This window comes from Actinocrispum wychmicini, from assembly GCF_004345645.1.
Lineage (GTDB): Bacteria > Actinomycetota > Actinomycetes > Mycobacteriales > Pseudonocardiaceae > Kibdelosporangium > Kibdelosporangium wychmicini.
The window spans coordinates 169,850-193,277 of the sequence record NZ_SLWS01000012.1; the positions used below are offsets into that span (position 1 = coordinate 169,850).

Here is a 23,428-nt window from a genome sequence, read left to right on the forward strand (position 1 = left end):
GCGATCGATGGATTTCGGCGTTGTGCTGCAGACCGACCCGCCGGCCGGCGAGGTCGTCCGGCTGATGAAGGTGGCCGAGGACAAGGGCTTCACCTACGGCTGGACGTTCGACTCGGTGGTGCTGTGGCAGGAGCCGTTCGTCATCTACTCGCAGATCCTGGCGAACACCACGGGCCTGACCGTGGGGCCGATGGTGACCAACCCGAGCACCCGCGACTGGTCGGTCACCGCGTCCCTGTTCGCCACGCTGAACGACATGTTCGGCAACCGGACGGTGTGCGGGATCGGCCGCGGCGACTCGGCCCGGCGGGTGATCGGCCAGCAGCCGGCGAACCTGGCGTACCTGCGGGACGCCATGCACGTGATCCGGGAACTGGCCGAGGGCCGCGAGGTGGAGCACCACGGCACCCCGGTGCGGATCCCGTGGGTGCAGGACGGGCGGCTGCCGGTCTGGATGGCCGCGTACGGTCCGAAGGCGTTGAAGCTGGTCGGCGAACACGCCGACGGCTTCATCCTGCAGACCGCGGACCCGGCGATCACCCGGTGGACGATCGGCTCGGTCCGGCAGGCGGCCGAGGAGGCGGGCCGTGACCCGGCGTCGATCACGATCTGCGTGGCCGCCCCGGCCTACGTCGGCGACGACGTCGCGCACCAGCGCGACCAGCTCCGGTGGTTCGGCGGAATGGTCGGCAACCACGTCGCGGACCTGGTGGGCCGGTACGGCGACTCGGGTCCGGTGCCGCACGAGCTGACCGACTACATCAAGGGCCGGCAGGCGTACGACTACTCGCACCACGGCCGGGCGGGGAATCCGTCCACGGACTTCGTGCCCGACCAGATCGTGGACCGGTTCTGCCTGGTGGGCCCGGCGTCGGCCCACATCGACCGCCTGCAGGAGCTGAAAGAACTCGGGGTGGACCAGTTCTCCCTCTATCTGATGCACGACCAGCGCGAGGAGACCCTGAACGCGTACGGGCAGATCGTGGCCAAGATCTGAACCATCCGGGGGTCGTGGCCGACCGGGCTCCCCCGGGCGGCCGCGACCCGTTCACTCCGGCTTGGCGTCCAGTTCGGACAAGGCCTTGGTGGCCAGCGAGATGACCTGGCGGAGGTTCTCCCGGCCCAGGATGAGCACGTACTCGTCGGCGTTGCCGAAGTACAGCATCGCTTGCTGGTTCAGCAGATCCGTCTCCTGGCGCATGGTCACGTCCTGTCCCAGCTCCACCCAGGACTCGACGGACACGCCGCTCGAATTCAAGGCCATGGTCCCGACCCCTCGATCACGTATGGTGGTCCCTCTAGGGCGACGGTCGCGCTAGAGGTAGAGTAGCGCGACAGTCGCCCTAGAGCCTTGACCCTTTCGAGTGAGACCTGTCCTCGTCGAGCCTGGAGAATGGAGGCGTCCCGGGATGGGGCGAGCCCGCCAGACGTTCGAGCGTCGACAACTGGGCCTCACCCTCCGCCGCCTGCGCGACCAGGCCACCGAGACCCAGCAGGCGGCGGCCGACGCGATCGGCCGGGTCCGCTCCCGGATCGTCGAACTGGAAGAGGGCAAGGGCACCCTCAACCAGGAGGACCTGGCGAGGCTGCTCGACTTCTACGGGGTCTCCCCGGCCGCCCGCGAGACCGTACTCGCGTTGGGCGCCAAGGCCCGCAGGCGGCAGCGCAGCCGGCCGTACACCGACCTGCTGCCGGACTCCCATCTCCGGTTCGCCGACCTCGAGGTGAGCGCCACCGAGATCCGGTGCTACGAGTCGAGTCTCGTTCCCGGCCTGTTGCAGAGCCCCGCGTACGTCCGGGCGATCATCGAGGACGGCGACGGCATCTGGTGGGAGCCATCGGATCCGGAGCCGGACGAGCGGATCTCGTTCCGAATGGACCGCCAGGAGAAAACGCTGTACGGCGACACCCACAAGAGCTTCTGGTTCGTGATCGGCGAGGAGGCGTTACGCGCCAACGTGGCCGGCCCGGACGTGATGCGGGAACAGCTCCGGCACATCCAGAAACTCTGTGACGAACGCCCGGATCTCACCGTCCAGGTCCTGCCACAGGGCACGCCGAGCAACCCGATCCGCGGCGGCGCCTTCACCTTGTTCGACTTCGCCGGCGCAGCGCCCCCAGTCGGCGTCTACTCCGTCGTGTTCGGATCGGAACTGTACTTCGACGAGCCAAGTGACACCGCGTCTCTGCGGCGCGCCTTCGCCCGGCTGAGCGACCAACTGGCACTGGACCCGATAGAGTCCGCACGACTGATCGGTTCCATCGCAGAGGCGGTCTGAGATGCGCGCAGCCGCGTCCGGCACGTGGTTCACCAGTTCGTTCAGCGGGTCCAGCGGCGCCAACTGCGTCGAGGTGCGGTTCACCGGCACGGATGTCCAGGTGCGCGACTCGAAGAACCGCGGCGGCCCCCAGGTCCAATTTGGAGCCGGTGCCTGGTCGGGCTTCGTGTCGATTGTGCCCGGTCACGCCGCCGACGAATTCGGGGCGGCGCCCTGACCCACCGCGGATGTGGACCGCGCGTCGAACAGGTCAGCGGCAGTCCGGTATCGTCCACGCAACGATCCGCCGGTGGTACGCAACGTTCTGCTACTGGGTCGTCACATCCGGTGGCACGACAGAGGTGGGCTGATGCGCGGACAGGGGGATGGCATGGGGTGGCGGAAGAGTTCGTACAGCGGCACCGCAGGGGCCAACTGCGTCGAGGTGCGGTTCACCGGCACGGGTGTCCACGTGCGCGACTCGAAGAACCGGCCAGGCCCGATCGTCCACTTCGGACCGGCTGCCTGGCGGGGCTTCCTGGACAGCGGCCAGTCCAGGTAGGACGGTCAGGAGCGTAGCCGGGCCAGTTCGGCGGCGACGTCGAAGTCCGGTTCCGGGTAGGACAGATCGAGGTCCTGCAGGGTTTCCAGCAGGATCTCGGACACCGCCCAGTTGCGGTACCACTTGTGGTCGGACGGCACCACGTACCAGGGCGCCGCGTCACTGTCCGTACGGACGAGGGCCTCGGCGTACGCCTTCTGGTAGTCGTCCCATTTGGCCCGCGCGTCCAGGTCGCCGGGGTTGTACTTCCAGGTCTTCTCCGGCCGCTGCAGCCGGGCCGCCAGCCGGTTGAGCTGTTCCTCGGGCGAGATGTGCAGGAAGCACTTGACGACCGCGGTGCCGGAGGCCGTGAGTTCCGCCTCGAAGGCGTTGATCTGGTTGTACCGCTCCCGCCACACGTCCTCTGGCACGAGCTCGTCGACCCGGGCGACCAACACGTCCTCGTAGTGCGACCGGTCGAACACGCCGATCATGCCCGGTCCGGGCAGTGCGCGGCGGACCCGCCAGAGGAAGTCGTGCCGCAGCTCGGCCCGGGTCGGCTTCTTGAACGAGTGGATGTGCAGTCCCTGCGGGTTCACCAGGCCGCAGGCGTGCCGAATGGTGCCGCCCTTGCCTGACGTGTCCATGCCCTGCAGGACCAGCAGCACCCGGTGGGACGCGCCCGCGTACAGGGTCTCCTGCAGGGCGTCGAGCTTCTGGCCGGTGCTGACCAGCTGTTTGGCCGCGTTGGACTTGGAACGCGGACCGACCGGCAGGTCGTCCGGTTTGTCGCTGAACACCTTGGTCGGCTTGGTGGCCGGGTCGAGACCCTGGCGCACCCGCAGCGCCTCCCGTACGCGATCGTGGCCCATCAGCTGAGCCTATCGATCGAGGTCCACTGTAGATGATCGAACACGCGGTTGGACAACAATCGAATGCCCAATGCCCTGATCACGCAATGAATCGACACAGTACGCAATACCCAGCGGATGAAATCGACGTCCTTCAGCATTTAACCTATCGGGTATGACGCTGACCGCGGACGCCGCCACCACATCGGCCGAGTACATCGCGCTCGACGAGCGCTGGAGCACGCACAACTACCATCCGCTGCCGGTGGTCATCGCCGAGGCCGAGGGCGCCTGGGTGACCGACGTGCGCGGACGCCGCTACCTGGACTTCCTGGCCGGGTACTCGGCGCTGAACTTCGGCCACCGCCACCCGGACCTGGTCGCGGCCGCGCACGCCCAGCTGGACCGGCTGACGTTGACCAGCCGCGCGTTCCACCACGACCAGATGGGCCTGTTCTGCCGTGAGCTGGCCGAGCTGACCGGCACCGAGATGGTGCTGCCGATGAACTCCGGCGCCGAAGCCGTCGAGTCCGCGGTGAAGGTCGCCCGCAAGTGGGCCTACCAGGTGAAAGGTGTCCCCGCCGGGACGGCGGAGATCGTGGTCGCCGGCTCGAACTTCCACGGCCGCACCACCACGATCGTGTCGTTCTCCACCGACGAGGTGGCCCGCCGGGACTTCGGCCCGTTCACCCCGGGTTTCCGGGTGGTGGAGTACGGCGACGCGGACGCGATCCGGAACGCGGTCACCGACCGGACCGCGGCCGTGCTGATCGAGCCGATCCAGGGCGAGGCCGGCGTGATCGTGCCACCGGACGGCTACCTGCGGGCGATCCGCCAGATCTGCGACGACAACCAGGTGCTGTTCATCGCCGACGAGATCCAGTCCGGCCTGGCCCGTACCGGCGAGTTGCTCGCGAGCGACCACGAGGGTGTCCGCGCCGACCTGTACACGCTGGGCAAAGCGCTCGGCGGCGGCATCATGCCGGTGTCGGCGGTGGTCGGCCGACGGGACGTGCTCGGCGTGCTGCGTCCCGGCGAGCACGGCTCCACCTTCGGCGGCAACCCCCTGGCGTGCGCGATCGGCCGGGCGGTCATCAAACTCCTGGCGACCGGCGAGTTCCAGGAAAGGTCCCGCGAGCTCGGCAAGTACCTGCACAGCCGGCTCAACGAGCTCGACGGCGTCACTTCGGTGCGTGGCCGTGGGCTGTGGGCCGGTGTCGAGATCGCCCCGGGCGGCCTGACCGGCAGGCAGGCCTCCGAGGCCCTCGCCGAACGCGGTGTGCTGTGCAAGGAAACGCAGGACACCACCCTGCGGGTCGCCCCGCCGCTGGTGATCACCCGCGACGAGATCGACCTGGGTGTCACGGCACTGGCTGAAGTACTTGGCGCCAACGGCTGACCGCGGCGTACGTCACCACATAGAGCACCAGCCCGTTGAGCAGGTGCCAGATGTAGTGCGACCCGATCGGCATCTGGGCACACATCGGCTCATCGAGCGTCCGCGCGGTGAGTGACACAGCGAAGATCAAGGCGGCCGTCACGTACCAACGCCAGTGCGGCCGCCTCTCCGCGTGGTCGGAGTAGAACAGCAACCCGGCCAGCACCAACAACCCGATCAACGCGGACAGGTACATCCCCGGCAACCCGGGTATCAAGCTGACCAAAGCGGTGAACGCGAGAAAGACAGGCGCCCCCAACCAGGCCCGACGCCACGGCAGCCCCCAGTAAAGCCTGGGCCACAAGGCGATGAAGTACACCATGTACACACCAATGGACCCACTGTCCGCCACCAGTCCCCACCGCGTGGCCGTGGTGTGAAACGCACTGCTGCCGGCAAAGATCAAAAAGATCATCGCCGGCAACGCGTACAACTCCCCCGCAGGCCGCCCAACCCCCCTCGAAGCCCGCCGAACCAGCACCCAAGCAGCCACCGCCGCGACCAAGAACGACACATTGCTCACCGCGTTGAGCGGCTCACTCCAAAACGACCCATCCGTCCGCTCACAGTAATTGTCGATGTAGTCGACACCCGGCACAGTCAGCACGAACACGATGTATCACGCCAACCCGACAACCACCACCCCACCCAAACCGTCACCCCACCCGAACCGCCACCCTCACCGCGAACCGCCACCCTCACCCCACGCTCACCTCACCCGGGCCGCCACCCTCACCCCACGCCCATCTCACCCCGAACCGTCACCCCAATCCCACGCCCACCTCATCCCGAACCACCACCCCCACCCCACGCCTCACCCGGGCCGCCACCTCAGCCCATGCCCACCTCACCGGCCGCCACCCCACCCACTCGCACTCGCACTCACACTCGACCGCCGCGATATCGCTCGCCACCCCGAGCCCCTTCACCCGCTCCTCCACCCCGAGGCCGCACCTCTCTCCCACTCGTCCCGCTCTCCCACTCCCGCTCTCCTCTTCGCTCCTCTCCCGTTCCCCCACCCTTCACCCGCTCTCCCACGAGGCCTCACCCCGTCGCCCGCTCTCCCACGCGGGGCCGCACCCCACTCCTCAACCCGAGGCCTCATTGCCTCTCGATCCCGCCCCACGCCCGCGGTATCGCTCCCCGCGCTCGCACCTCACCCCGAGGTCGCTCGGGCTGCCGTCCCGCTTCAACCCAGTTCGCACCTCGTCCCCAAGATGTCGCTCCTTACCACCTCCCTGCATCTGGGCCGCGACGCTGGGTCGTTTCGGTGGTGGCCTGTGGCGGGCGGCCAACATCGCCGGGCGCCGGACATCACAGGGCGTCAGGCATCACTGGGCGGCCAGGCATCAGCATGAGCCACAACCTGCGCCCAGTACCTCGTTCCCGACACCACAGCCAGCGCCCAACCTTGAACCCGGCGCCCAGCCCAGCACACTGCCGCCGGGTCCACCCTCAGCGCGACTGGCCGAGTCCCTCCACCGCACAGAGCTCGCCCTCAGCACCCCCATGAGCCCACCGCCACCCGGCCCCCGCCCGTCAGCACCCCAGCCGACACCCAGCCGCCCGGGGCCTGCCCCTCAGCGCCCGGCTGAGGGGGTGCCGCGTGGGTCAGCCTTCAGGTCCTCGGCCGAGTGTGTGGACCCAGGGTCAGCCCTCATGCGTTCCAGCCCGAGCGTCTGGCCGCGCGGGGCCAGCCCTCACGGCCGTTCTCAGGGTGCGTTCTCAGTGGGCGTTGTCAGTGCTGGCTGAGGACTGCCATGGCTGCGTTGTGGCCGGGGATTCCGCTTACGCCGCCGCCTCGTTGTGCTCCGGCGCCGCACAGGAGCACGCGCTGGTGCTCGGTCTCCACTCCCCAGGTGCCTTCGTTGGCTGGGTCTTCCGCGTAGGGCCAGGACAGGTCGCGGTGGAAGATGTGTCCGGCCGGCATACCCAGTTCGGTTTCCAGGTCGATCGGTGTCTTGGCCTCCACGCACGGCTCACCGTTCGGGCCTCGCCACACACAGTCCTCAATGGACTCGGCCAGGACGCTGTCGAGCGACATGATCGTCGCCCTAAGCGCCTCGGCACGGGCTTTTTCGTTGTCCGAGCGGAAAAGCCGTGCTGGCATGTGCAATCCGAACAGGGTGAGGGTGTGCGCGCCGGCCGCTCGCTCGGCCGGCCCCAGGATCGAGGGGTCGGTGAGCGAGTGACAGTAGATCTCGCACGGCGGCAACCGCGGAATCCGTCCCGCGGCGGCCTCCTCGTAGGCAACCGACAACTGTTGGTAGGACTCGTTGACGTGGAACGTGCCGGCGAACGCGTCCCGTGGGTCAACACCGTCCCGCAGTCTCGGCAGCCTGCGGAGCACCATATTCACTTTGAGCTGCGCGCCTTCCGGTGCCGCGCCCGGAGCCTCGCCCAGCAGCTCCGACAACGTCACCGGCGACACGTTCGCCAGGATTCGTCCACAGGAGACAGTCCGATCGTCATCGCCGACCCGATAACGAACCTGACCATCAGGATCGATGGACGTCACCTCGGCACCGGTGATGATCGAGGCCCCGGCTTCCCGCGCCGCCCGAGCCAGTTCCCCGCTCACCACACCCATTCCACCTACAGGAACGTCCCAGTCGCCGGTGGAGTTCCCGATCACGTGGTACAGGAAACACCGGTTCTGCCGCAGCTCAACGTCGTCGGCCGCGGCGAACGTTCCAATGAGACCGTCCGTCAGGACGACCCCTCTGACGTGATCGTCCCGGAATTCGCGCTCCACCGCAACCCCGAGCGGCTCGACGAAGAACGTCCGCCAAGCCTCCTCCCCCACCGCCGCACGCACAGACTCCTTGCTGGGCAACGGTTCCGTCAACATCGGGAAAATCCGCTCGGCAACCCGCGCGGTCATCCCGTAGAATCGTTGCCACGCCTCGAACTCACCCGATCCACCGGTGATGCGAGCGAACGACTCCGCGGTACGCACGGAATCGCCTGTGTCCACAAGCAACCCGTCGGCCCCCACGGGCGTGTACGACGAGATCCGCCGCCGCCGGACATCGACGGCCAACCCCAGGTCCGCGACGATCTTCCGGGGCAGCAGGCTCACCAGGTACGAGTAACGCGAAAGCCGCACATCCACTCCGGGAAACGCCCGGAAGGACACCGCGGCCCCGCCCGGCTCCGCACGTCGTTCCAGCACCACCACGGACAATCCGGCCCGCGCCAGATACGCGGCCGCCACCAACCCGTTGTGCCCGCCACCGACGACAACGACATCCCAAGCCATCCGACACCCTCCTTCGCCGCCTCCACCTCAACCGCCGCAGCCATCGCGTGTCAATGGCCGAGCAGCGGGTCAGGCGACGTCGGCGCTGCCTTCGCGGTAGATCTTCGCCGACGCGATGCGACCGTCACGCACCTCGTAGAACCCCGCGATGGCGAAGGTCCGTTGCTGGCCTTCCGTGGTCAGCGTCTCGGTCAGCTGGCAGGCGGCGCGGTCGTCCACGGCGAGCAGGCTCTCGATCACGAGCGTCGGCAGGAGGCCGGCCATCGCGGCGGCGAAGAACTCGGCCAGTTCGACGCGCCCGCGGACCACCGTGGTGCCGGTGACCCACAGCGCGTCATCAGTGAACCCGGCCATCAAACCGTCCAGGTCACGCGAGTTGAACGCGTCCACATGCCGTCGCACTACGCCGGCGGCGTCCGGTTGGCCCATCTCTGGAGTCTGCCAGCCGCAGTCCTGGGTATGGTCACCGGGCGCGTTGGACCCGGCCCTCTTCCCAGACCGGCTCGTCCACTTCGGACACTTGGCCGTCCGACCGGAACACCAGGTAGCGGTCGAAGGAGCGCCTGCTGGCGAACCAGCGGTCGTGGGTCACCGCGATCACCGTGCCGGTGAACTGGTCGAGCGCCGCCTGCAGGGCCTGGCTGGACACCAGGTCCAGGTTGTCGGTGGGTTCGTCCAGCAACAGCAGGGTCGCTCCGGAGGCCTCCAGGAGGAGGACCTGGAAGCGGGCCTGCTGGCCGCCGGAGAGGGTTTCGAAACGCTGGTCGCCGGCGGCGGCCAGGCCGTAGCGGGACAACGCGGACATGGCCGTGCCGCGGTCGACGCCTGCGCGGCCTTCCGAGCCGTGCCACAGGATGTCCACGAGGGTCCGGCCGACCCATTCCGGGTGGTGGTGGGTTTGGGCGAACAGGCCGGGCACGACTCGGGCACCCAGTCGGCACGTGCCGGTGTGGGCGACCGGTTCGCTGTTGACGAGCCGGAGGATGTGGCTTTTGCCGGAGCCGTTCGAGCCGAGCACGCAGACCCGGTCGCCGAAGAAGACCTCCAGGTCGAACGGTTTCATCAGGCCGGTGAGTTCGAGCGACGAGCACGTCACCGCCCGTAGCGCGGTCCGGCCGCCGCGCAGTCGCGGCTTGACTTTCTCCGTCTTCGGGGGCAACGGCGGCGCGCCGGTCTCCTCGAACTTCTTCAGCCGGGTGACGGCGGCGTGATAACGGGAGGCCATCCCGTCGTTGACGCTGGCCTGCTGGCGGAGCGTCAGCACCAGCTGGCGCAGCTGTTCGTGCTTCTCGTCCCAGCGCCGCCGCAGCTCGGCGAACCGGTCCCAGCGGGCTTCCCGGGCGTCCGACCACGACGAGAAGCCGCCGTGGTGGGTCCACGTCGTCCCGCCTTCGATCGTGACGACGTGGGTGGCCGCCTGGGCGAGGAGTTCCCGGTCGTGGCTGACCAGCAGGATCGCCTTGGCCGAGTCCCGCAGCCGGTCCTCCAGCCACCGTTTTCCGGGCACGTCCAGGTAGTTGTCCGGCTCGTCGAGCAGCAGCACCTGTTCCGGGCCGCGCAGCAGCGCCTCCAGGACGAGCCGCTTCTGCTCACCGCCGGACAACGAGGCCGCGCCGCGGTACTGCGCGCGTTCGTACGGAATCCCGAGCGCCGCGACCGTGACGGTGTCCCATAGGACCTCAGCGGTGTACCCGCCGGCCTCGCCCCAGGTGGCCAGCGCGGACGCGTACTGCATCTGTGCGGGCTCGCTGTCGTCGTCCATCATCCGCAGTTCCGCCGCTTCCACGTCGGCCGCCGCGGCCCGCAAAGCCGGGGACGCGGCCGCCAGCAGCAGGTCGCGGACCGTGCGGTCGTCCCGAACCGAACCGACGAACTGCGGCATCACCGCGAACCTGCCCTCGACCCGCACGCCGCCGTCGGACGCCGCCAGCTCGCCGCCGAGGATGCGCAGCAGTGTGGTCTTCCCGACACCGTTCGTTCCGACGAGTGCCACGACGGCGCCGGCGCCCACCCGGAACGTCACGTCACGGAACAGTTCCCGCCCGTCGGGCAGCTTGTAGGCGAGTCCGCTCGCGTCCAGGAATCCCACCTGAGCGATGGTGCCGGACACGTGCAGTGATCGGCGAACGATTTCCTGATGCATAGTGGAAGGTGTGCAGACAGCCGGAACACGACTCGTCCCGTCGGGAAAGGTCCGTCCGGTCGCGGTGGTCTCGGCGGTCTGCGCGCTCGTGGTCGTCACGCTCGGCCTCATGTTCCACCAGCAGCGCGTGGGCACCCCGTTCGACCAGGCCGTGTACGGCGAGGTCTACAAGCGCTTCGTCGGGGAGCGCGAGCTGCTGGAGACCATGCTCATGCCGACCGACCCCATACTGCTCGTCGTCGTGGTCGCGTTGTTCGTCATGCTCATGATCGCGCGACGCCGACCGCGAGTGGCGATACTCGCGGTCGTCGCGCCGTTGCTCGCCGTCGGGGTGAGCGGTGTGCTGAAGCCGATGATCGACCGGACCATCAACAACGCCAACAACCTGGCGTTCCCCAGCGGCCACACCACGAGCATGGTCGCCGTATTGACCGTGTTCGTGCTCACGGTGGTCACGAGCGGTACGCACAAGTCGTTGATGGCGCTGACGATCGTCGGCGCGTTCGGTGTCGCCGTCGTCGCCGCGACCGGGCTCATCGGCATGAAGTACCACTACGTGACGGACGTCATCGGCGGCGCGTGTCTGGCTGTCGCGACGGTGCTCGCCACCGCGTTGGCCATCGACTGGGGTGCCACGAAGCGACAACGGTCGCGGAAGACCGTGGTTTCCGGGGTGGCGCTGTGAGCCCGCTCGCACACCATGCGTAATCTGTCCCGTGCAGCGATACGGCGACGGAAGGGGTGGCGGTGACCGATACACCGATCTACGACCAACTACGCCTTGAACTCAGTTCGCAACGCGAGCCTCAGGACGCTGCGCCCAGGCCACGGGCCCGCGCTGCGGAGAAGCCGCGCGCGGCCGAGCGCGCGCCGGAGACCTCCGACACACGGCAGCCCGTCTCGGTGTGGACCCTGGTGAACGCCAACCGCCGGAACAAGTCCTAGGACTACGGTGTCTGGGACTACGGGTGTTTTGGACTACGTCGTGCCGGCGGCCATCCGCTCCTCGACGTTGATCCTGGATTTCAGGAACTGCTGCGTGTACATCAGGTCCACCACGCGCTGCGGTCGGATCGCCAGTGTCGTGGTCGGGTACGTGCCCAGGTTCATCAGCTGCGCGACGCTCTTGCTCACCTGCACGTAGTCCGGCAGCACGGCTTCGACCGTCGACCGGTCCAGCGCACGGGACTGAGCCTCGGCGAGGACGCGCTGGAACGCACGAACCGTGCCCGGGTACTTACGGGCGAAGCTGCGCGCGCACGCGTAGCCGGACTGGGGGAAGTCGGCGGTCGCGCCCACCGCGGTGTCCGCCAGCAACACGCAGCCGACGTCCAGCTGGGCCCGCGTCAGGTACGGCTCGACCAGCCAGCCCGCGCTGACCTCGCCTTTCCGGACCGAGTCCGCGATCTTGTCGAACGGCATCTCGACGTACTGCACGTCACTGGGTTTCATGCCGTTGGTGGCCAGCACGCTGTTGGTGAGCAGCACACCGAGGCCACGAAGGTTGTTCACGCCGATGCGCTTGCCGGCGAGATCGTTCACCGACCGCAGCCGGGAGCTGGGCGACACCAGCAGGCCGGTCGAGCGTGGGCCGGCCTGGTACGCCTCGCCGAGCACCACCCAGTCGGCGCCGTCGGCGACGTTCAGGAAGATGGTCACCCAGCTGTCGAACGTGACGTCCGCGACCCCGTGTTCCAGGTCGATCCGCTGGTCACCGGTGAGTTCCATGGTGACGAACTTCGGCTGCAGGCCGTGCTTCTCGAAGATCCCCTCGCGCTGCGCCACGAACAGCGGGGCGGTGTCGGTCACCTGCAGGACACCTAACCGGATCCCCGGCTGCTCCACAGCCGGAGTGGTGGGTTGCGCGGGCTTGCTGCTGCACGCGCTCAACGCGAACGCGCCCATACCCGCGAGCAGCGTGCGCCGCCGCAACACCGAATCCCGTACTGATTCCATGGGACGATTCAACACACAGTCCTCATTTTCCCGCTGCCCCCGCTAATGCACGCTCCCCGCGTGCGTGGTCGGACCCTAAACGACAGGCTATCTTGTCGAAACCTACCTTCGGCCGGGGCCATGCGGCTCACTCATGCTGCCCCGTCCGTCCTAACACAGGAACCCCAGTAGGCGCAACAGAATCACGTTGTCACAGGTAGGCAGGTCGGCGCCGGGCGGTGAGTAATTTTCCAGGTCGCGAAGCACTGCAGGAACAGTCAACTGGCCTGTCCATTTGGGTAACCGGACGAACACAAAGGAACGATTTTCGTGATCAATTCTAAATACGCACGAATACCGGTTCGTTACCGTACGCACATTGCGCGCAAAAAACGGTGGGTACTTCTGCCGCCGTGCGTCGTAAGTCACCGAAACACCAATTCGTTCCGGACGCAGGGGATCTAGCGGCCGCGGACCTCGCCCTTGAGCACCGCGTCCAGGTCGTACCGGGCGGGTTCCTCAAGTTGTTCGTAGCCGCACGACGCGGCCTCCCGGTCCGGACGCCACCGGATGAACTGCGCGGTGTGCCGGAACCGTCCTGGATGCCCGCCCTCGGTGTGCTCGTAGGCGACTTCGACCACACGTTCCCGCCGCAGCGGCACCCACGCGGCCTGCGCGCTCCGCCACCGGTTGATCTCCCCAGGAACGCGCGTGCCCTCGGCGACCTCGCCGAGCCACGGGTGGTCGTCCTCGCCGCCGGGCATCAGCTCGGCCAGCTCCACGGCCAGTTCTCGGCGCCGTTCGGCCGGGAACGACCCGACCACGCCCACGTTGTGCAACACGCCCTTCTCGTCGTACAGACCGAGCAGCAGCGACCCGACCGACGTGCCGGGTTCGGTGTCCTTGTACCAGCGCAGCCCCGCCACGACGCAGTCCGCGGTGCGGGAGTGCTTGAACTTCAGCATGGTCCGCTTGTCCGGTGTGTACGGCCCCTGAGCCGGCTTGCCGATCACGCCGTCCAGACCGGCGCCCTCGAACAGGGTGAACCACTGGCGGGCCAGCTCCACGTCCTGGGTCGCCGGGGTCAGGCTGACACTGTCGGTGTCCGCGACCAGCTTCACCAGCATCTCCCGCCGCTCGATCCCGGGCGATTCCAGCACCGGTCCGGACGGCAGCTGCAGCACGTCGAACGCCACGAACGTGGCCGGCGTCTGCTCGGCGAGCAGGTTCACGCGGCTGGCCGCGGGGTGGATGCGTTCGGACAGGGCGTCGAAGTCGAGCCGGCCGGCCTTGCCGACCACCAGCTCGCCGTCCAGCACGACCCGGTCCGGCAGGCCGGCCGCCAGCCGGGCGACCATCTCGGGGAAGTACCTGTTCAGCGGCTTCGCGGAGCGGGACTGCAGGACCACTTCGGATCCGTCGCGGAACACCAGGCAGCGGAACCCGTCCCACTTCGGCTCGAAGATCAGGTCGGCGCCGTCCGGGATGGTGCCGGCCGCTTTGGCCAGCATGGGCTTCACCGGGGGAGTCAGCACTCCCGCATCCTGCCTCAACGGCGATACGTCAGCATCAGGAAATCCCCGTCCCGCAGGACCGCGTGCAACTTCATCCCGCGTGGCGCGGTCAGCGTGGGCCCACCGACGATCCGACCGGCGTCACACGCCGTGAGCAGCGGCGACAGCGTCAGGCACAGCTGGTCAACCAGTTCGGCGACGATCATGTGCCCGAACAGCCGTGGCCCGCCCTCGCAGTCGACCCGGCGAAGCCCGCGCCGGTTCAGCTCGGTCATGGCGGCGACCAGGTCGACGTCCTCGTCCCCGACGACCACCACGTCGGCACCCGCGTCGGCCAGCGCCTTCCGCCGGTCCGGCGGCGCGGACTCGCACGTCAGGATGATCGGCGGCACGATCGTGTCCGAGACCAGCAGGGAGTCCGGGGTGATCGACGCCTTCGCGGTGACCACGGCGACCGGCGGCAGCTCGGCCAGCCCGAGCCGGGCCCGGCGCTCGGCCCGGACCTCGTTGCGCTTCAGCCCCCGATAGCGCTCGATCAGCGCGGTCGCGGCGCCGACCAGGATCACGTCACAGATGTCCCGGTGGATGTGGAACACCCGCTGGTCCCCCGGGCCGGACAGGCCCGAGGACCGGCCGCCCACGGACACCGCGCCGTCCAGGCTGGTCACGAAATTCACCTGGACCCAGGGACGGTCCAGGTTCTCCGGGTAGGCATAGACCGACTCGAGGGCCTGGTCGGTCGCCTCGGCCGCGGTGGGGTCCGGCCACAGTGTGTGCACGGCGTCAATGAGAGCATGCGGCCCATGTCCGCTCCACGCCTGGTAGACCGCCATCCGGTGCTGGCGCCGGCGGAGCTGGTCGCCGAGCTGGCGCCGCCGCCCCGGTTCACGGGCGTCCGCTTCGAGACGTACGTTCCGAATCCGGACGAGCCCACCCAGGCCGCGGCGGTGACGGCGGGCCGTGAGTTCGCGGCACGGGTCGCGGTGCCTCGACGTCGCAAGGGCATGTTCGGACGCCGTCCGCAGGAGCCGGCGCCCGGCCTGTATCTCGACGGCGGGTTCGGCGTCGGCAAGACCCACCTGCTCGCGTCGATCTGGCACGCGGTGACCGGACCGAAGGCGTACGGGACGTTCGTGGAGATCACGCACCTGGTGGGCGCCTTGGGGTTCGCCGAGTCGGTTCGCCGACTGTCCGAACACAAACTCCTCGCCATCGACGAGTTCGAACTCGACGACCCCGGCGACACCACGCTCGTCTCCCGACTGCTCAGGGAACTGACCGACGCGGGCGTGCACGTGGCCACGACGTCGAACACGTTGCCCGACAAGCTCGGCGAGGGCAGGTTCGCGGCGGACGAGTTCATCCGGGAGATCCAGTCGCTGGCGGCGCGGTTCACGGTCGTCCGGGTGGACGGCCCCGACTACCGCCACCGCGGCCTGCCGGACGCCCCGGACCCGTGGACCGACGCGGAGATCGACGGGCACGCGGCCGCGCTGCCGGGGTCCACTGTGGACGACTTCGACGCGTTGTGCGGGCACCTGGCGAAGCTGCATCCGTCCAGATACGGGAAGTTGGTCGCGGGCGTCCCGGCGGTGCACATCAAGGGACTGCACGCGGTCCCGGACCAGGACGTGGGGCTGCGCGTGGTGGCGTTCGCGGACCGGCTGTACGACCGCGCGGTGCCTGTGGCGGTGTCCGGCGAACCGCTGTCCGCGCTGTTCACCGACGAGATGCTGCGGGGCGGGTACCGGAAGAAGTACCTGCGGTCGATCAGCCGGCTGACCGCGCTCGCCCGAGACGCGACCGAATGACGGAAATCGTCAGCAGGGCAGATCTGGTGACGGTTTCCGTCAACGCGGACCTGCGTTGTGGATCACAGCCGACCTTCGGGAATAAAGCGGAGTGAGTCGCCGCTTGACCGGGGCATGGCGATCGCACCGGTACCGCTGTCCGTTCTCGACCTCGCGACGGTCTCCGAGGGATCCACGTCGCGCGAGGCCCTGCGGAACACCCTGGATTTGGCGCGGCACGTGGAAAGTCTCGGCTACCACCGGTTCTGGGTGGCCGAGCACCACAACATGCCCGGCGTCGCCAGCTCGGCGCCCGCGGTCCTGATCGGCCACGTCGCGACCGCCACCGAGCACATCCGGGTCGGCTCCGGCGGCGTGATGCTGCCCAACCACGCGCCGCTGGTGGTCGCCGAACAGTTCGGCATGCTGGAGGCACTGCATCCCGGCCGGATCGACCTGGGGCTCGGCCGGGCACCCGGCACCGACCCGGTCACCGCGCACGCCCTGCGCCGGTCCCCGGCGCCGCTGTCCGCCGACGACTTCCCCGAGCAGCTCAACGAACTGGTCGACTACTTCACGCCGGGACAGCGCCGCCCGATCACGGCCGTGCCGGCCGCGGGCAACCGGCCGCCGGTGTGGCTGCTCGGGTCGAGCGGGTACAGCGCGCAACTGGCTGGCATGCTCGGCCTGCCGTTCGCGTTCGCGCACCACTTCAGCGCCGAGAACACCCTGCCGGCGCTTCGGCTCTACCGGCAGAACTTCCGTCCGTCAGCCGAACTGGCCAAGCCTTACGCACTGGTCGCGGCCTCCGTGCTGGCCGCGGACACCGACGAGGAGGCCCGATTCCTGGCCGGATCCGGAGCGTTGTCGTTCCTGCGGCTGCGGTCCGGCCGCCCCGGGCTGGTGCCCACGCCGGAGGAGGCGGCGGCGTACGACTACAGCCCGCTTGAGCGGAAGTTCGTCGACGACCGGCTGGCCAACCAGATCATCGGCAGCCCGGAGACGGTCGAGCGGGGCATCGAGAAGCTGCTGGGTGAGACCGAGGCCGACGAGCTGATGGTGGTGACCATGACGCACGACCCGGCGGCGCGGAAGCACTCGTTCTCACTTGTCGCGCGGCTTCGCGGTTCGAGTGGCGCCGACTGACGCGCCGACCACGCACAGGATCGCGACCCACTGCCAGACGCCCAGGTTCTCGTGCAGCACGAACAACCCGACGACCGCGGCCACCGCGGGCTCCATGCTCATCAGGATGCCGAACACGCGCGGCGGGATCCGGCGCAGTGCCTCCAGTTCGAGCGAGTACGGCACGACGGACGACAACAGGGCCACGAGTGCCCCGAGGATCAGGATGGACGGTGAGAACAACGCCGTCCCCGAGTTGATCACCCCGAAAGGCACGGTGACCAGAGCGGCGACACCCATCCCGACCGCCAGGCCGGTGCCCTCGGACGTGTGCCGTCCCAACGCGCCACCCAGCAGGATGTACAGGCCCCAGCACGCGCCGGCGGCGAGCGCGAGCAGGATCCCCACCAGATGCAGGTCGCCGCGTCCCTCGGTGAGCAGCACCACACCGCCGGCGGCGAGCAGCACCCACAGGCCGTCCACCAGCCGCCGTGACCCGATCAGCGCGACCGTCAGGGGGCCGATGAACTCGATGGTCACCGCGACGCCCAGGGGAATGTGGGACAACGCCAGGTAGAAGCACAGGTTCATGACGCCGAGCACGACGCCGAAACCGAGCACCACGCTCCACGTTCGTCGGTCCATGCGCAGCGACGGACGCCAGATCAGCAGCAACACCGCCGCCGCGAAGAAGATTCGCAACGCGACGGTGCCCACACTGCCCACGGCGCCGAAAAGTTGCTTGGCGACGGCCGCGCCGACCTGGACGCTGAGGATGCCGAAGAGGACCTGGGCGGGCGGGGGGATCGCGCCGAGGGTCCGTCCGGCGAGCGCGGCGAAGCCGAACCTCGGCAGACCGCGTCCTGCCCGGTCGACGTGCATGGTGGCCATGTCCCGGATAGTGCGTGACGAGGGCCCCGGCGGTCACATCCGTTTCCAGAATCTGGGACAGCCGTGCCAGAAGGAATCAAACACCGGTCACACCTGGCACATGCCAGGCTGCATCGCATGGGTACCGGGTCGCGTTGGAGAACACTGCCGCTCGCGACCATCGCCCTGGTCACCGCCGTCCTGATCACCTCAGCCTGTACCGCCGGCCCGTCCAACCGCCCGGCCATGGTCGTCAACGACGGCCCCCTGGCGCCGCAGGCACCCCCGTCACCCACGCCGTCGGCCACACCGTTGCCGCCGTTGGACCCGCCCGGCCGGTCCATGATCAACTGGACCGACTGCGACGACTCGATGAAGGCTCGGCTGACAACGGCCGCGCAGGCACTCGGCCCGCAGTGCGCCCGGGTGCCCAGCGTGCTCGACTCCCCCAGCCTGCCCGGTCGCGGGCCGCTGCGGATCAACGTATTGAAGGTCGGCACGGGCACGGTCCCGTTGGTCGTGGTGAACGACATCGACGGCCAGTCCGGCGCGGTCCGGGCCGCGGAACTGGCCACCAGCCTGCCGGCGGACCTTCTGAAGACGTTCTACCTCGTCGGCGTGGACCGCCGCGGGTCCGGCGGCTCCGAGGCGGTCCGCTGCGTTCCGGACGACATCCGGACCGAGATGATCAGCATCGACCCGGCCGCGCCGGACATGGAGGACCTGCTGGACTCGGTCCGGAAAGCCGGCCAGCAGTGCGTGGTCACGCTGGAGAACCGGCTGTACGCCATGGACACCTGGCGGACGTCCGCGGATCTCGACCGGATCCGGGAGGTGCTCGGCGTCCAGCACCTGAACGCGATCGGGTTCGGCGAGGGCTCCCGTGTCCTCGGGGTGTACGCGGACCGATACCCCGAGCGCGTCGGCCGCATGGTGTACGACGGCTTGCCGGACCCCAGCGACGACACCCTCGTCACCATGGAAGGCGAGGCGACCGGCGCCGAGGCCGCGTTCGGCGAGTTCGCGAAGGACTGCGTGGCCCGCAAGTGCAGCCTCGGCACAGACCCCAAACAGGCGTTCCTCGACCTGCTCAACCAGTTGCGGACCACCCCGTTGACCACGACGGACTCGTCCCGGCTGACCGCGGGTGTCGCGGCCCGCGCGGTGCTCATCGGCCTGTCGGACCGCCGTAACTGGCCGATGCTCGCCGACCACATCGCGTTGGCCAAGAGCGGCCAGGGCGACCAACTGTTCTCGTGGGTCAAACCGATGCTGCTGGACACGCGGGACCAGCCGGCGAGTCTCGACATCGCGCTGGTGACCGAGTGCAACGACACCAAGACCCGACTGGCGCTGGAACGGCTCAACGCCACCGCCAAGGACTGGCGGACCCGCTACCCGTTGTTCGGCGGCGTGATGGCGGAAGGCCTGGTGCTGTGCAGTGCGTGGTCCGTGGCGGCCCGGCCGCCGCTGTCGCTGAGCGGGCGCGGACTGCCGCCGTTGGTCGTCATCACCACGGCCGCGGACCCGGTGACCCCCGAGGCGGGCACCCAACGCGCGGCACAGCAACTGCCGAGCGCGGTCATGATCTCCTGGCAGGGCGCCGGCCACGGCTCGATCCAGAACTCGAGCTGCGTGGCCGACACGGCCAAAACCTTCCTGGTCGACGGCAAAGTCCCCGCCGCCGGCACAGCCTGCCCACCCTGACCCCGGGCGTGTCGCGCGTTCCGGGACCGTGAGTTCGCCGTTCCCGGGCAAGCCGCCGCCCCATCACCCTCGTTGCGGCCTGGCAAGGCGCGTTTCGTGGTCCCGGAACGCGCGACACACCGTCCGGGAACGCGCGACACGGCTCTAGTTCAGGTCGTCGAGGGCGCGGCGGGCCGCGTCCAGTTCCGCTTGCAGGAGCGCGATTCTTTCGCGGTGCTGGTCCCGGGCCGAGTCCAGCACCGCGCTGATCGCGCTCTCCACGTCGTCCGGGAGTTCCTTGGCCGCTTTGGCGATGGCGACCGCCGGCACGGCGCGGGCCCGGATCGTGCGCTTGGTGCCGACGACGACCTCCACGGTCCACTCGCCGCGGGCGGTGGCGTGCAGGGTGACCGTGACCTCCGCGGGCACCTTCACCCGACGGGAGGCCGGTTTCGCCTTGGCGGCGGCCGGTTTCTCGACCGGCGCGGGCTGGTAGATCTCGACCTCCGCCGGCGGGGTGGGCACGGCGGGCTCGGCCTCCTTGGCGGGCGCGGCCGGCTTCTTGGGCGTCGGGCGCGGTTTGGGACGGGTCATGGTGAGCTCCGCGACGGAGAAGGACAGGGTGTCCTGGGAGCCGGTCGGCCGGACCTCGATGAAGTCGCCCTGGGCCGGTTCGGCGAAGGACAGCACCTTCCCGGACTTCCCCGGATCCACCCCGACCGCCTTGGCGGTGAACCAGACCGTGGCCGGCTTGCCGGCGTCAAGGGCGGAACGCAGGGTGCGGATGTCCTGTTCGGAAAGCATGGACGTATGGTGCCGCAGGGGTACGACAGTTCCGCCGGATCCCCGTCAGTCTGTACGCAACCGGTATTCACACCCGTACTCGACCGCGTAGTGCAGGTCGTAGTGGTGCACGATCTTGGGACCGCCGTGCAGGTGGACGTGGGTGACCGTCTCCTTCAACGACTCCGGGGACGACGGCAGGGTGTCCACTCGGCCGTCGAGCGGCCCGCCGACGTACCGAACCAGGTAGTCCTGTGGCGACACCGGCGAACCTCCTTCCCGCGAAAGGCAGACTGCCGTCCATGGTACTAAGGGGGATGATGTCCGCATGGATCCCGCGAAGGCACTCCGGCTGATCGGCTTCTACCTGGAACGCGCCGGCGAGCCCACGTTCAAGGTGCAGGCGTTCCGCAAGGCCGCGGCCCTGATGGACGAACTACCGCCGGAAGACGTTGAGCTGCGGGCGAAACGCGGCACGCTGACGCGGCTTCCCGGGATCGGCAAGACGACCGCTGGCGTGATCACCGACGCGGTCAACGGACGTGAGCCGGAGTACCTCACCCGGCTGACCGAGGAGGCGAAGCTGCCCGTCGCGGGCGGGGACGCGATGCGCGCGGCGCTGAAAGGCGACTGCCACACGCATTCCGAATGGTCCGACGGTGGCAGCACGATCCGCGAGATGGCCGAGGCCGCGCGGGATCTGGGGCACGAGTGGATGGTGCTGACCGACCACTCGCCCAGCCTGACCGTGGCCAACGGACTGAGCCCGGACCGGCTGCGGCGGCAGTTGGACGTGGTGGCCGAGCTGAACGAGGAGCTGGCGCCGTTCCGGATCCTGACCGGGATCGAGGTCGACATCCTGCTGGACGGCACCCTGGATCAGGAGGAGGAGTTGTTGGCGGGACTGGACGTCGTGGTCGCCAGCGTGCACTCCAAACTGCGGATGCCGGCGGCCGAGATGACCCGGCGGATGATCAGGGCGGTCGGCAACCCGCACGTCGACATCCTCGGCCACTGCACCGGGCGGATGAAGACCGCTCGCCGGGACCGGCCCGAGTCCACGTTCGACGCGAAGGCGGTGTTCGAGGCGTGCCGGGACAACGGGGTCGCGGTGGAGATCAACTCCCGGCCGGAGCGGCTGGACCCGCCGTTGCGGCTGATCAAGCTCGCGCTGCAGGTCGGTTGCGAGTTCTCGATCGACAGCGACGCGCACGCGCCCGGTCAGCTGGACTGGTTGCCGCACGGCTGCGAGCGGGCCGAGGCCTGCGAGGTTCCGGCCGAGCGGGTCATCAACACCCGTGCTGACCCGAACGGGCGGTGACCGACTGCTGCGACCGGCCGTATCCACGGCCGGGTCGGTCCGGCTAGCCTCCTGATTAGTTGCCAACGCTAACTGGAGGATTCTCTTCATGTCCGCGCAGCCCGGTCTGGTTTTCGGGGTCAACGCCGCCAACTATGACGTCCACCGGCCGGCCATCCCGGCCGAGCTGGCCGAGTGGCTGATCCCACCGAATTGCGGCCTGGCAGTCGAAATGGGCTCAGGAACAGGCCATTTCACGCGAATTCTGGTCGACCGGGCGGCCCGGGTGGTGGCCACTGATCCGGATCCCGGAATGCGCGCCTGGCTGGCCGAACAGTTGCCGACGGCCACTGTGATGGAAGGCACAGCCGAGGCGCTGCCGGTCGAAACCGGAACGGCCGACGGCGTGTTCGCGAGTAGCGCCTGGCACTGGTTCGATCCGCGCGCGGCGGGCACGGAGGCGGCGCGCTGCCTCAAACCAGGCGGTGTTCTCGGCGTTTGCTGGTATGACCGCGGGCAGTCCGACCTGTGGCTGCCGGAACTGCAGCGGATGGTTATGTCCGCGCATCGGACCGACCGGCCGGTCCATCAATTCCACCTGCCGGAAGACCTGCCTTTCGGGCCGGTCGAGAAGCGCGTGGTGACCGCCGCGCGGCAGATGACGCCCGAGGAGATCTGCGGACTGTTCACGACCTACAGCGCCGTCATCACGTTGCCCGACGAGGAACGGAAGTCGCTGATCGGCAGGTTCCTGGTGCACCTGCGGGCGAGGGCCGTGGAAAACGGCACGGAGACCCTGGAAGTGCCGTTCTTCGCCACGCTCTACCGGGCCAGCCGAACCGGCTGAGGATTACTCACGAGTAGGGGGCCGCCGGAGATTCCGGCGGCCCCCTACTTCGCGGTTGTCAGGTCACTTCGGTGCCGACTCGATCACCATGTCGTGCATGTCGACGTTCAACTTCGGATCCAGCTCGCCCACCTGGTGCATCAGGTCGACGACGCGCTGGAAGCGGGTCGGGTCGGTGGTGGTCGGGTACACCGGCAGCGTCATCAGCGACGCGACGTTCGCGGTGACGCCGTAGTACTTGGTGGTCGCCTCTTCGACCTTCTTGCGGTCCTGCGTGTCGGCGTAGGCCTTGGTCATCGCCCGTTGGAACGCGGCCACCGTCTTCGGGTTCGCGTCGACGAACTTCTTCGTCGCCACCCAGCCCGAGGTGGGGAAGTCCGCGGTCGCCCCGGTGAACGGCGTCAGCAGCTTGGTGACCCCGTTCTGCTGCAGGGCCTGGGTGATGAACGGCTCGTTCATGATCGCCGCGTCCACATTGCCCCGCTCCAGCGCGGTGGGCATGTCGGAGAAGGACATCGGCAGGAACGATTCCTTGGCGACGGTCAGGTTGTGCTGCTTGAACTGGGCGCGCAGCGCCAACTCACCGATGCCACCCGGCGACGACACGGCGATCTTCTTGCCGACCAGGGCACTGAGATCCTTGATCGGCGAGTCCTTCTTCACCACCAGCAGGAAGAGGTTCTCGGTGGTCGCCACGGCGTCGAAGACGATTTTCAGCTCGGACACCTTCTTCGCCTGCGCCTGGATCGCGGGCGGGTAGCTGGTCGTGACGATGTCGGCCGATCCGCCCATCACGTTGTCGAGGTTCGCCGAGCCCTTGGTGCCCGTGGACAGTTCGACAGTCAGGCCTTCCGCCTTGAAATAACCGGCGTCGATGGCCATGTGAATAGGCGTGCAGTCGATGATCTTCAATTCCGCGACCTTGATGGTCGACTTCTCAAGTCCCCCCGTCGGAGCCGGATTTCCGGACGCTTTCCCGAAAAGTCCGCATCCACCCAGCGTCGCCAGCATGGCCGCGGTAAGCAGGCCAGCGTAGACGCGACGTTTCGGACGCATGTGAAGTTGTCCTCTCATTAACGGCTAGA

Annotated in this window: 25 protein-coding genes; 12 read left to right on the forward strand and 13 right to left on the reverse strand. The window is 68.5% G+C overall.

Going from position 1 to position 23,428, the window contains the following annotated elements:
* Nucleotides 1-7: 7 nt before the first annotated feature.
* The gene (locus EV192_RS42190) at nt 8-997 is read left to right on the forward strand and encodes a TIGR03842 family LLM class F420-dependent oxidoreductase (RefSeq protein WP_132124356.1); all 990 of its coding nucleotides are present in this window, start codon (nt 8-10) and stop codon (nt 995-997) included.
* Between the two features lie 51 nt (nt 998-1,048).
* Here the strand turns inward: EV192_RS42190 and EV192_RS42195 are convergent, their stop codons facing one another.
* Nucleotides 1,049-1,264: a hypothetical protein gene (locus EV192_RS42195; RefSeq protein ID WP_132124357.1), complete on the reverse strand. Its 216-nt coding sequence runs from the start codon at nt 1,262-1,264 to the stop codon at nt 1,049-1,051.
* 145 nt (nt 1,265-1,409) lie between these two features.
* Here EV192_RS42195 and EV192_RS42200 point away from each other — a divergent pair, with 145 nt between their 5' ends.
* From EV192_RS42200 to EV192_RS42210, 3 genes are all read left to right on the forward strand, one after another.
* The gene (locus tag EV192_RS42200; protein ID WP_132124358.1) at nt 1,410-2,279 is read left to right on the forward strand and encodes a helix-turn-helix domain-containing protein; all 870 of its coding nucleotides are present in this window, start codon (nt 1,410-1,412) and stop codon (nt 2,277-2,279) included.
* A gap of 1 nt (nt 2,280) precedes the next feature.
* Nucleotides 2,281-2,496, forward strand: a complete 216-nt coding sequence (locus EV192_RS42205) for a DUF397 domain-containing protein (RefSeq protein ID WP_132124359.1) — start codon at nt 2,281-2,283, stop codon at nt 2,494-2,496.
* Nucleotides 2,497-2,628: 132 nt separating this feature from the next.
* Nucleotides 2,629-2,820 (forward strand): DUF397 domain-containing protein, encoded by a 192-nt coding sequence (locus EV192_RS42210; RefSeq protein ID WP_132124360.1) that lies wholly within the window; start codon nt 2,629-2,631, stop codon nt 2,818-2,820.
* Nucleotides 2,821-2,825: 5 nt separating this feature from the next.
* Here the strand turns inward: EV192_RS42210 and EV192_RS42215 are convergent, their stop codons facing one another.
* Nucleotides 2,826-3,671, reverse strand: coding sequence for a PPK2 family polyphosphate kinase (locus tag EV192_RS42215; protein WP_132124361.1), 846 nt, complete (start codon nt 3,669-3,671; stop codon nt 2,826-2,828).
* A gap of 154 nt (nt 3,672-3,825) precedes the next feature.
* Between EV192_RS42215 and rocD the strand changes: the two genes are divergently transcribed.
* Entirely contained in the window at nt 3,826-5,049 is a 1,224-nt protein-coding gene (gene rocD / locus EV192_RS42220; protein WP_132124362.1) for an ornithine--oxo-acid transaminase, read from the forward strand.
* On the opposite strand, the gene EV192_RS42225 is transcribed toward rocD, so the two are convergent.
* From EV192_RS42225 to EV192_RS42240, 4 genes are all read right to left on the reverse strand, one after another.
* The gene (locus tag EV192_RS42225; RefSeq protein ID WP_341770982.1) at nt 5,012-5,701 is read right to left on the reverse strand and encodes a ceramidase domain-containing protein; all 690 of its coding nucleotides are present in this window, start codon (nt 5,699-5,701) and stop codon (nt 5,012-5,014) included. The genes rocD and EV192_RS42225 overlap by 38 nt on opposite strands.
* Nucleotides 5,702-6,826: 1,125 nt before the next feature.
* On the reverse strand, nt 6,827-8,350 hold the full coding sequence (locus EV192_RS42230) for a phytoene desaturase family protein (RefSeq protein ID WP_132124363.1): 1,524 nt from the start codon (nt 8,348-8,350) through the stop codon (nt 6,827-6,829).
* 69 nt (nt 8,351-8,419) lie between these two features.
* Nucleotides 8,420-8,779, reverse strand: a complete 360-nt coding sequence (locus EV192_RS42235) for a nuclear transport factor 2 family protein (RefSeq protein WP_132124364.1) — start codon at nt 8,777-8,779, stop codon at nt 8,420-8,422.
* Nucleotides 8,780-8,813: 34 nt separating this feature from the next.
* A complete protein-coding gene (locus EV192_RS42240) occupies nt 8,814-10,493 on the reverse strand; it encodes an ATP-binding cassette domain-containing protein (protein ID WP_243727411.1) in 1,680 nt (559 codons plus the stop codon).
* Nucleotides 10,494-10,503: 10 nt separating this feature from the next.
* On the opposite strand from EV192_RS42240, the gene EV192_RS42245 reads away from it, so the two are divergent.
* Nucleotides 10,504-11,178, forward strand: coding sequence for a phosphatase PAP2 family protein (locus EV192_RS42245; RefSeq protein WP_132124365.1), 675 nt, complete (start codon nt 10,504-10,506; stop codon nt 11,176-11,178).
* A 62-nt stretch (nt 11,179-11,240) separates the two neighbouring features.
* Nucleotides 11,241-11,438: a hypothetical protein gene (locus EV192_RS42250; RefSeq protein WP_132124366.1), complete on the forward strand. Its 198-nt coding sequence runs from the start codon at nt 11,241-11,243 to the stop codon at nt 11,436-11,438.
* A gap of 33 nt (nt 11,439-11,471) precedes the next feature.
* Here EV192_RS42250 and EV192_RS42255 read toward each other — a convergent pair whose 3' ends face one another.
* The 3 genes from EV192_RS42255 to EV192_RS42265 all read right to left on the reverse strand — a co-directional run bounded on the left by EV192_RS42255 (nt 11,472) and on the right by EV192_RS42265 (nt 14,721).
* Nucleotides 11,472-12,449, reverse strand: coding sequence for an ABC transporter substrate-binding protein (locus EV192_RS42255; RefSeq protein ID WP_132124367.1), 978 nt, complete (start codon nt 12,447-12,449; stop codon nt 11,472-11,474).
* A gap of 440 nt (nt 12,450-12,889) precedes the next feature.
* A complete protein-coding gene (locus EV192_RS42260) occupies nt 12,890-13,963 on the reverse strand; it encodes an ATP-dependent DNA ligase (protein ID WP_279495474.1) in 1,074 nt (357 codons plus the stop codon).
* A 14-nt stretch (nt 13,964-13,977) separates the two neighbouring features.
* The gene (locus EV192_RS42265; protein ID WP_243727412.1) at nt 13,978-14,721 is read right to left on the reverse strand and encodes a pyrimidine reductase family protein; all 744 of its coding nucleotides are present in this window, start codon (nt 14,719-14,721) and stop codon (nt 13,978-13,980) included.
* Between the two features lie 24 nt (nt 14,722-14,745).
* On the opposite strand from EV192_RS42265, the gene zapE reads away from it, so the two are divergent.
* Together zapE and EV192_RS42275 are read left to right on the forward strand one after the other, a co-directional pair.
* Entirely contained in the window at nt 14,746-15,753 is a 1,008-nt protein-coding gene (gene zapE / locus EV192_RS42270) for a cell division protein ZapE (RefSeq protein WP_132124369.1), read from the forward strand.
* A 114-nt stretch (nt 15,754-15,867) separates the two neighbouring features.
* Nucleotides 15,868-16,878 carry an LLM class flavin-dependent oxidoreductase gene (locus EV192_RS42275; protein WP_132124370.1) on the forward strand — a complete coding sequence of 337 codons (1,011 nt, stop codon included), beginning with the start codon at nt 15,868-15,870 and terminating at the stop codon, nt 16,876-16,878.
* On the opposite strand, the gene EV192_RS42280 is transcribed toward EV192_RS42275, so the two are convergent.
* On the reverse strand, nt 16,837-17,748 hold the full coding sequence (locus EV192_RS42280; protein ID WP_132124371.1) for an EamA family transporter: 912 nt from the start codon (nt 17,746-17,748) through the stop codon (nt 16,837-16,839). The genes EV192_RS42275 and EV192_RS42280 overlap by 42 nt on opposite strands.
* Nucleotides 17,749-17,865: 117 nt before the next feature.
* On the opposite strand from EV192_RS42280, the gene EV192_RS42285 reads away from it, so the two are divergent.
* Entirely contained in the window at nt 17,866-19,434 is a 1,569-nt protein-coding gene (locus EV192_RS42285) for an alpha/beta hydrolase (RefSeq protein ID WP_132124372.1), read from the forward strand.
* Between the two features lie 144 nt (nt 19,435-19,578).
* Here the strand turns inward: EV192_RS42285 and EV192_RS42290 are convergent, their stop codons facing one another.
* Both EV192_RS42290 and EV192_RS42295 read right to left on the reverse strand, forming a co-directional pair.
* The gene (locus tag EV192_RS42290; protein WP_132124373.1) at nt 19,579-20,217 is read right to left on the reverse strand and encodes a DUF6319 family protein; all 639 of its coding nucleotides are present in this window, start codon (nt 20,215-20,217) and stop codon (nt 19,579-19,581) included.
* A 45-nt stretch (nt 20,218-20,262) separates the two neighbouring features.
* On the reverse strand, nt 20,263-20,460 hold the full coding sequence (locus EV192_RS42295; protein ID WP_132124374.1) for a hypothetical protein: 198 nt from the start codon (nt 20,458-20,460) through the stop codon (nt 20,263-20,265).
* A 64-nt stretch (nt 20,461-20,524) separates the two neighbouring features.
* Here EV192_RS42295 and EV192_RS42300 point away from each other — a divergent pair, with 64 nt between their 5' ends.
* Together EV192_RS42300 and EV192_RS42305 are read left to right on the forward strand one after the other, a co-directional pair.
* Complete coding sequence (locus tag EV192_RS42300) at nt 20,525-21,517, forward strand: PHP domain-containing protein (protein ID WP_132124375.1); 993 nt, start codon at nt 20,525-20,527, stop codon at nt 21,515-21,517.
* A gap of 88 nt (nt 21,518-21,605) precedes the next feature.
* Entirely contained in the window at nt 21,606-22,343 is a 738-nt protein-coding gene (locus EV192_RS42305; protein ID WP_132124376.1) for a class I SAM-dependent methyltransferase, read from the forward strand.
* Nucleotides 22,344-22,406: 63 nt separating this feature from the next.
* Here EV192_RS42305 and EV192_RS42310 read toward each other — a convergent pair whose 3' ends face one another.
* Nucleotides 22,407-23,399: an ABC transporter substrate-binding protein gene (locus tag EV192_RS42310; RefSeq protein WP_165960906.1), complete on the reverse strand. Its 993-nt coding sequence runs from the start codon at nt 23,397-23,399 to the stop codon at nt 22,407-22,409.
* Nucleotides 23,400-23,428 lie beyond the last annotated feature (29 nt).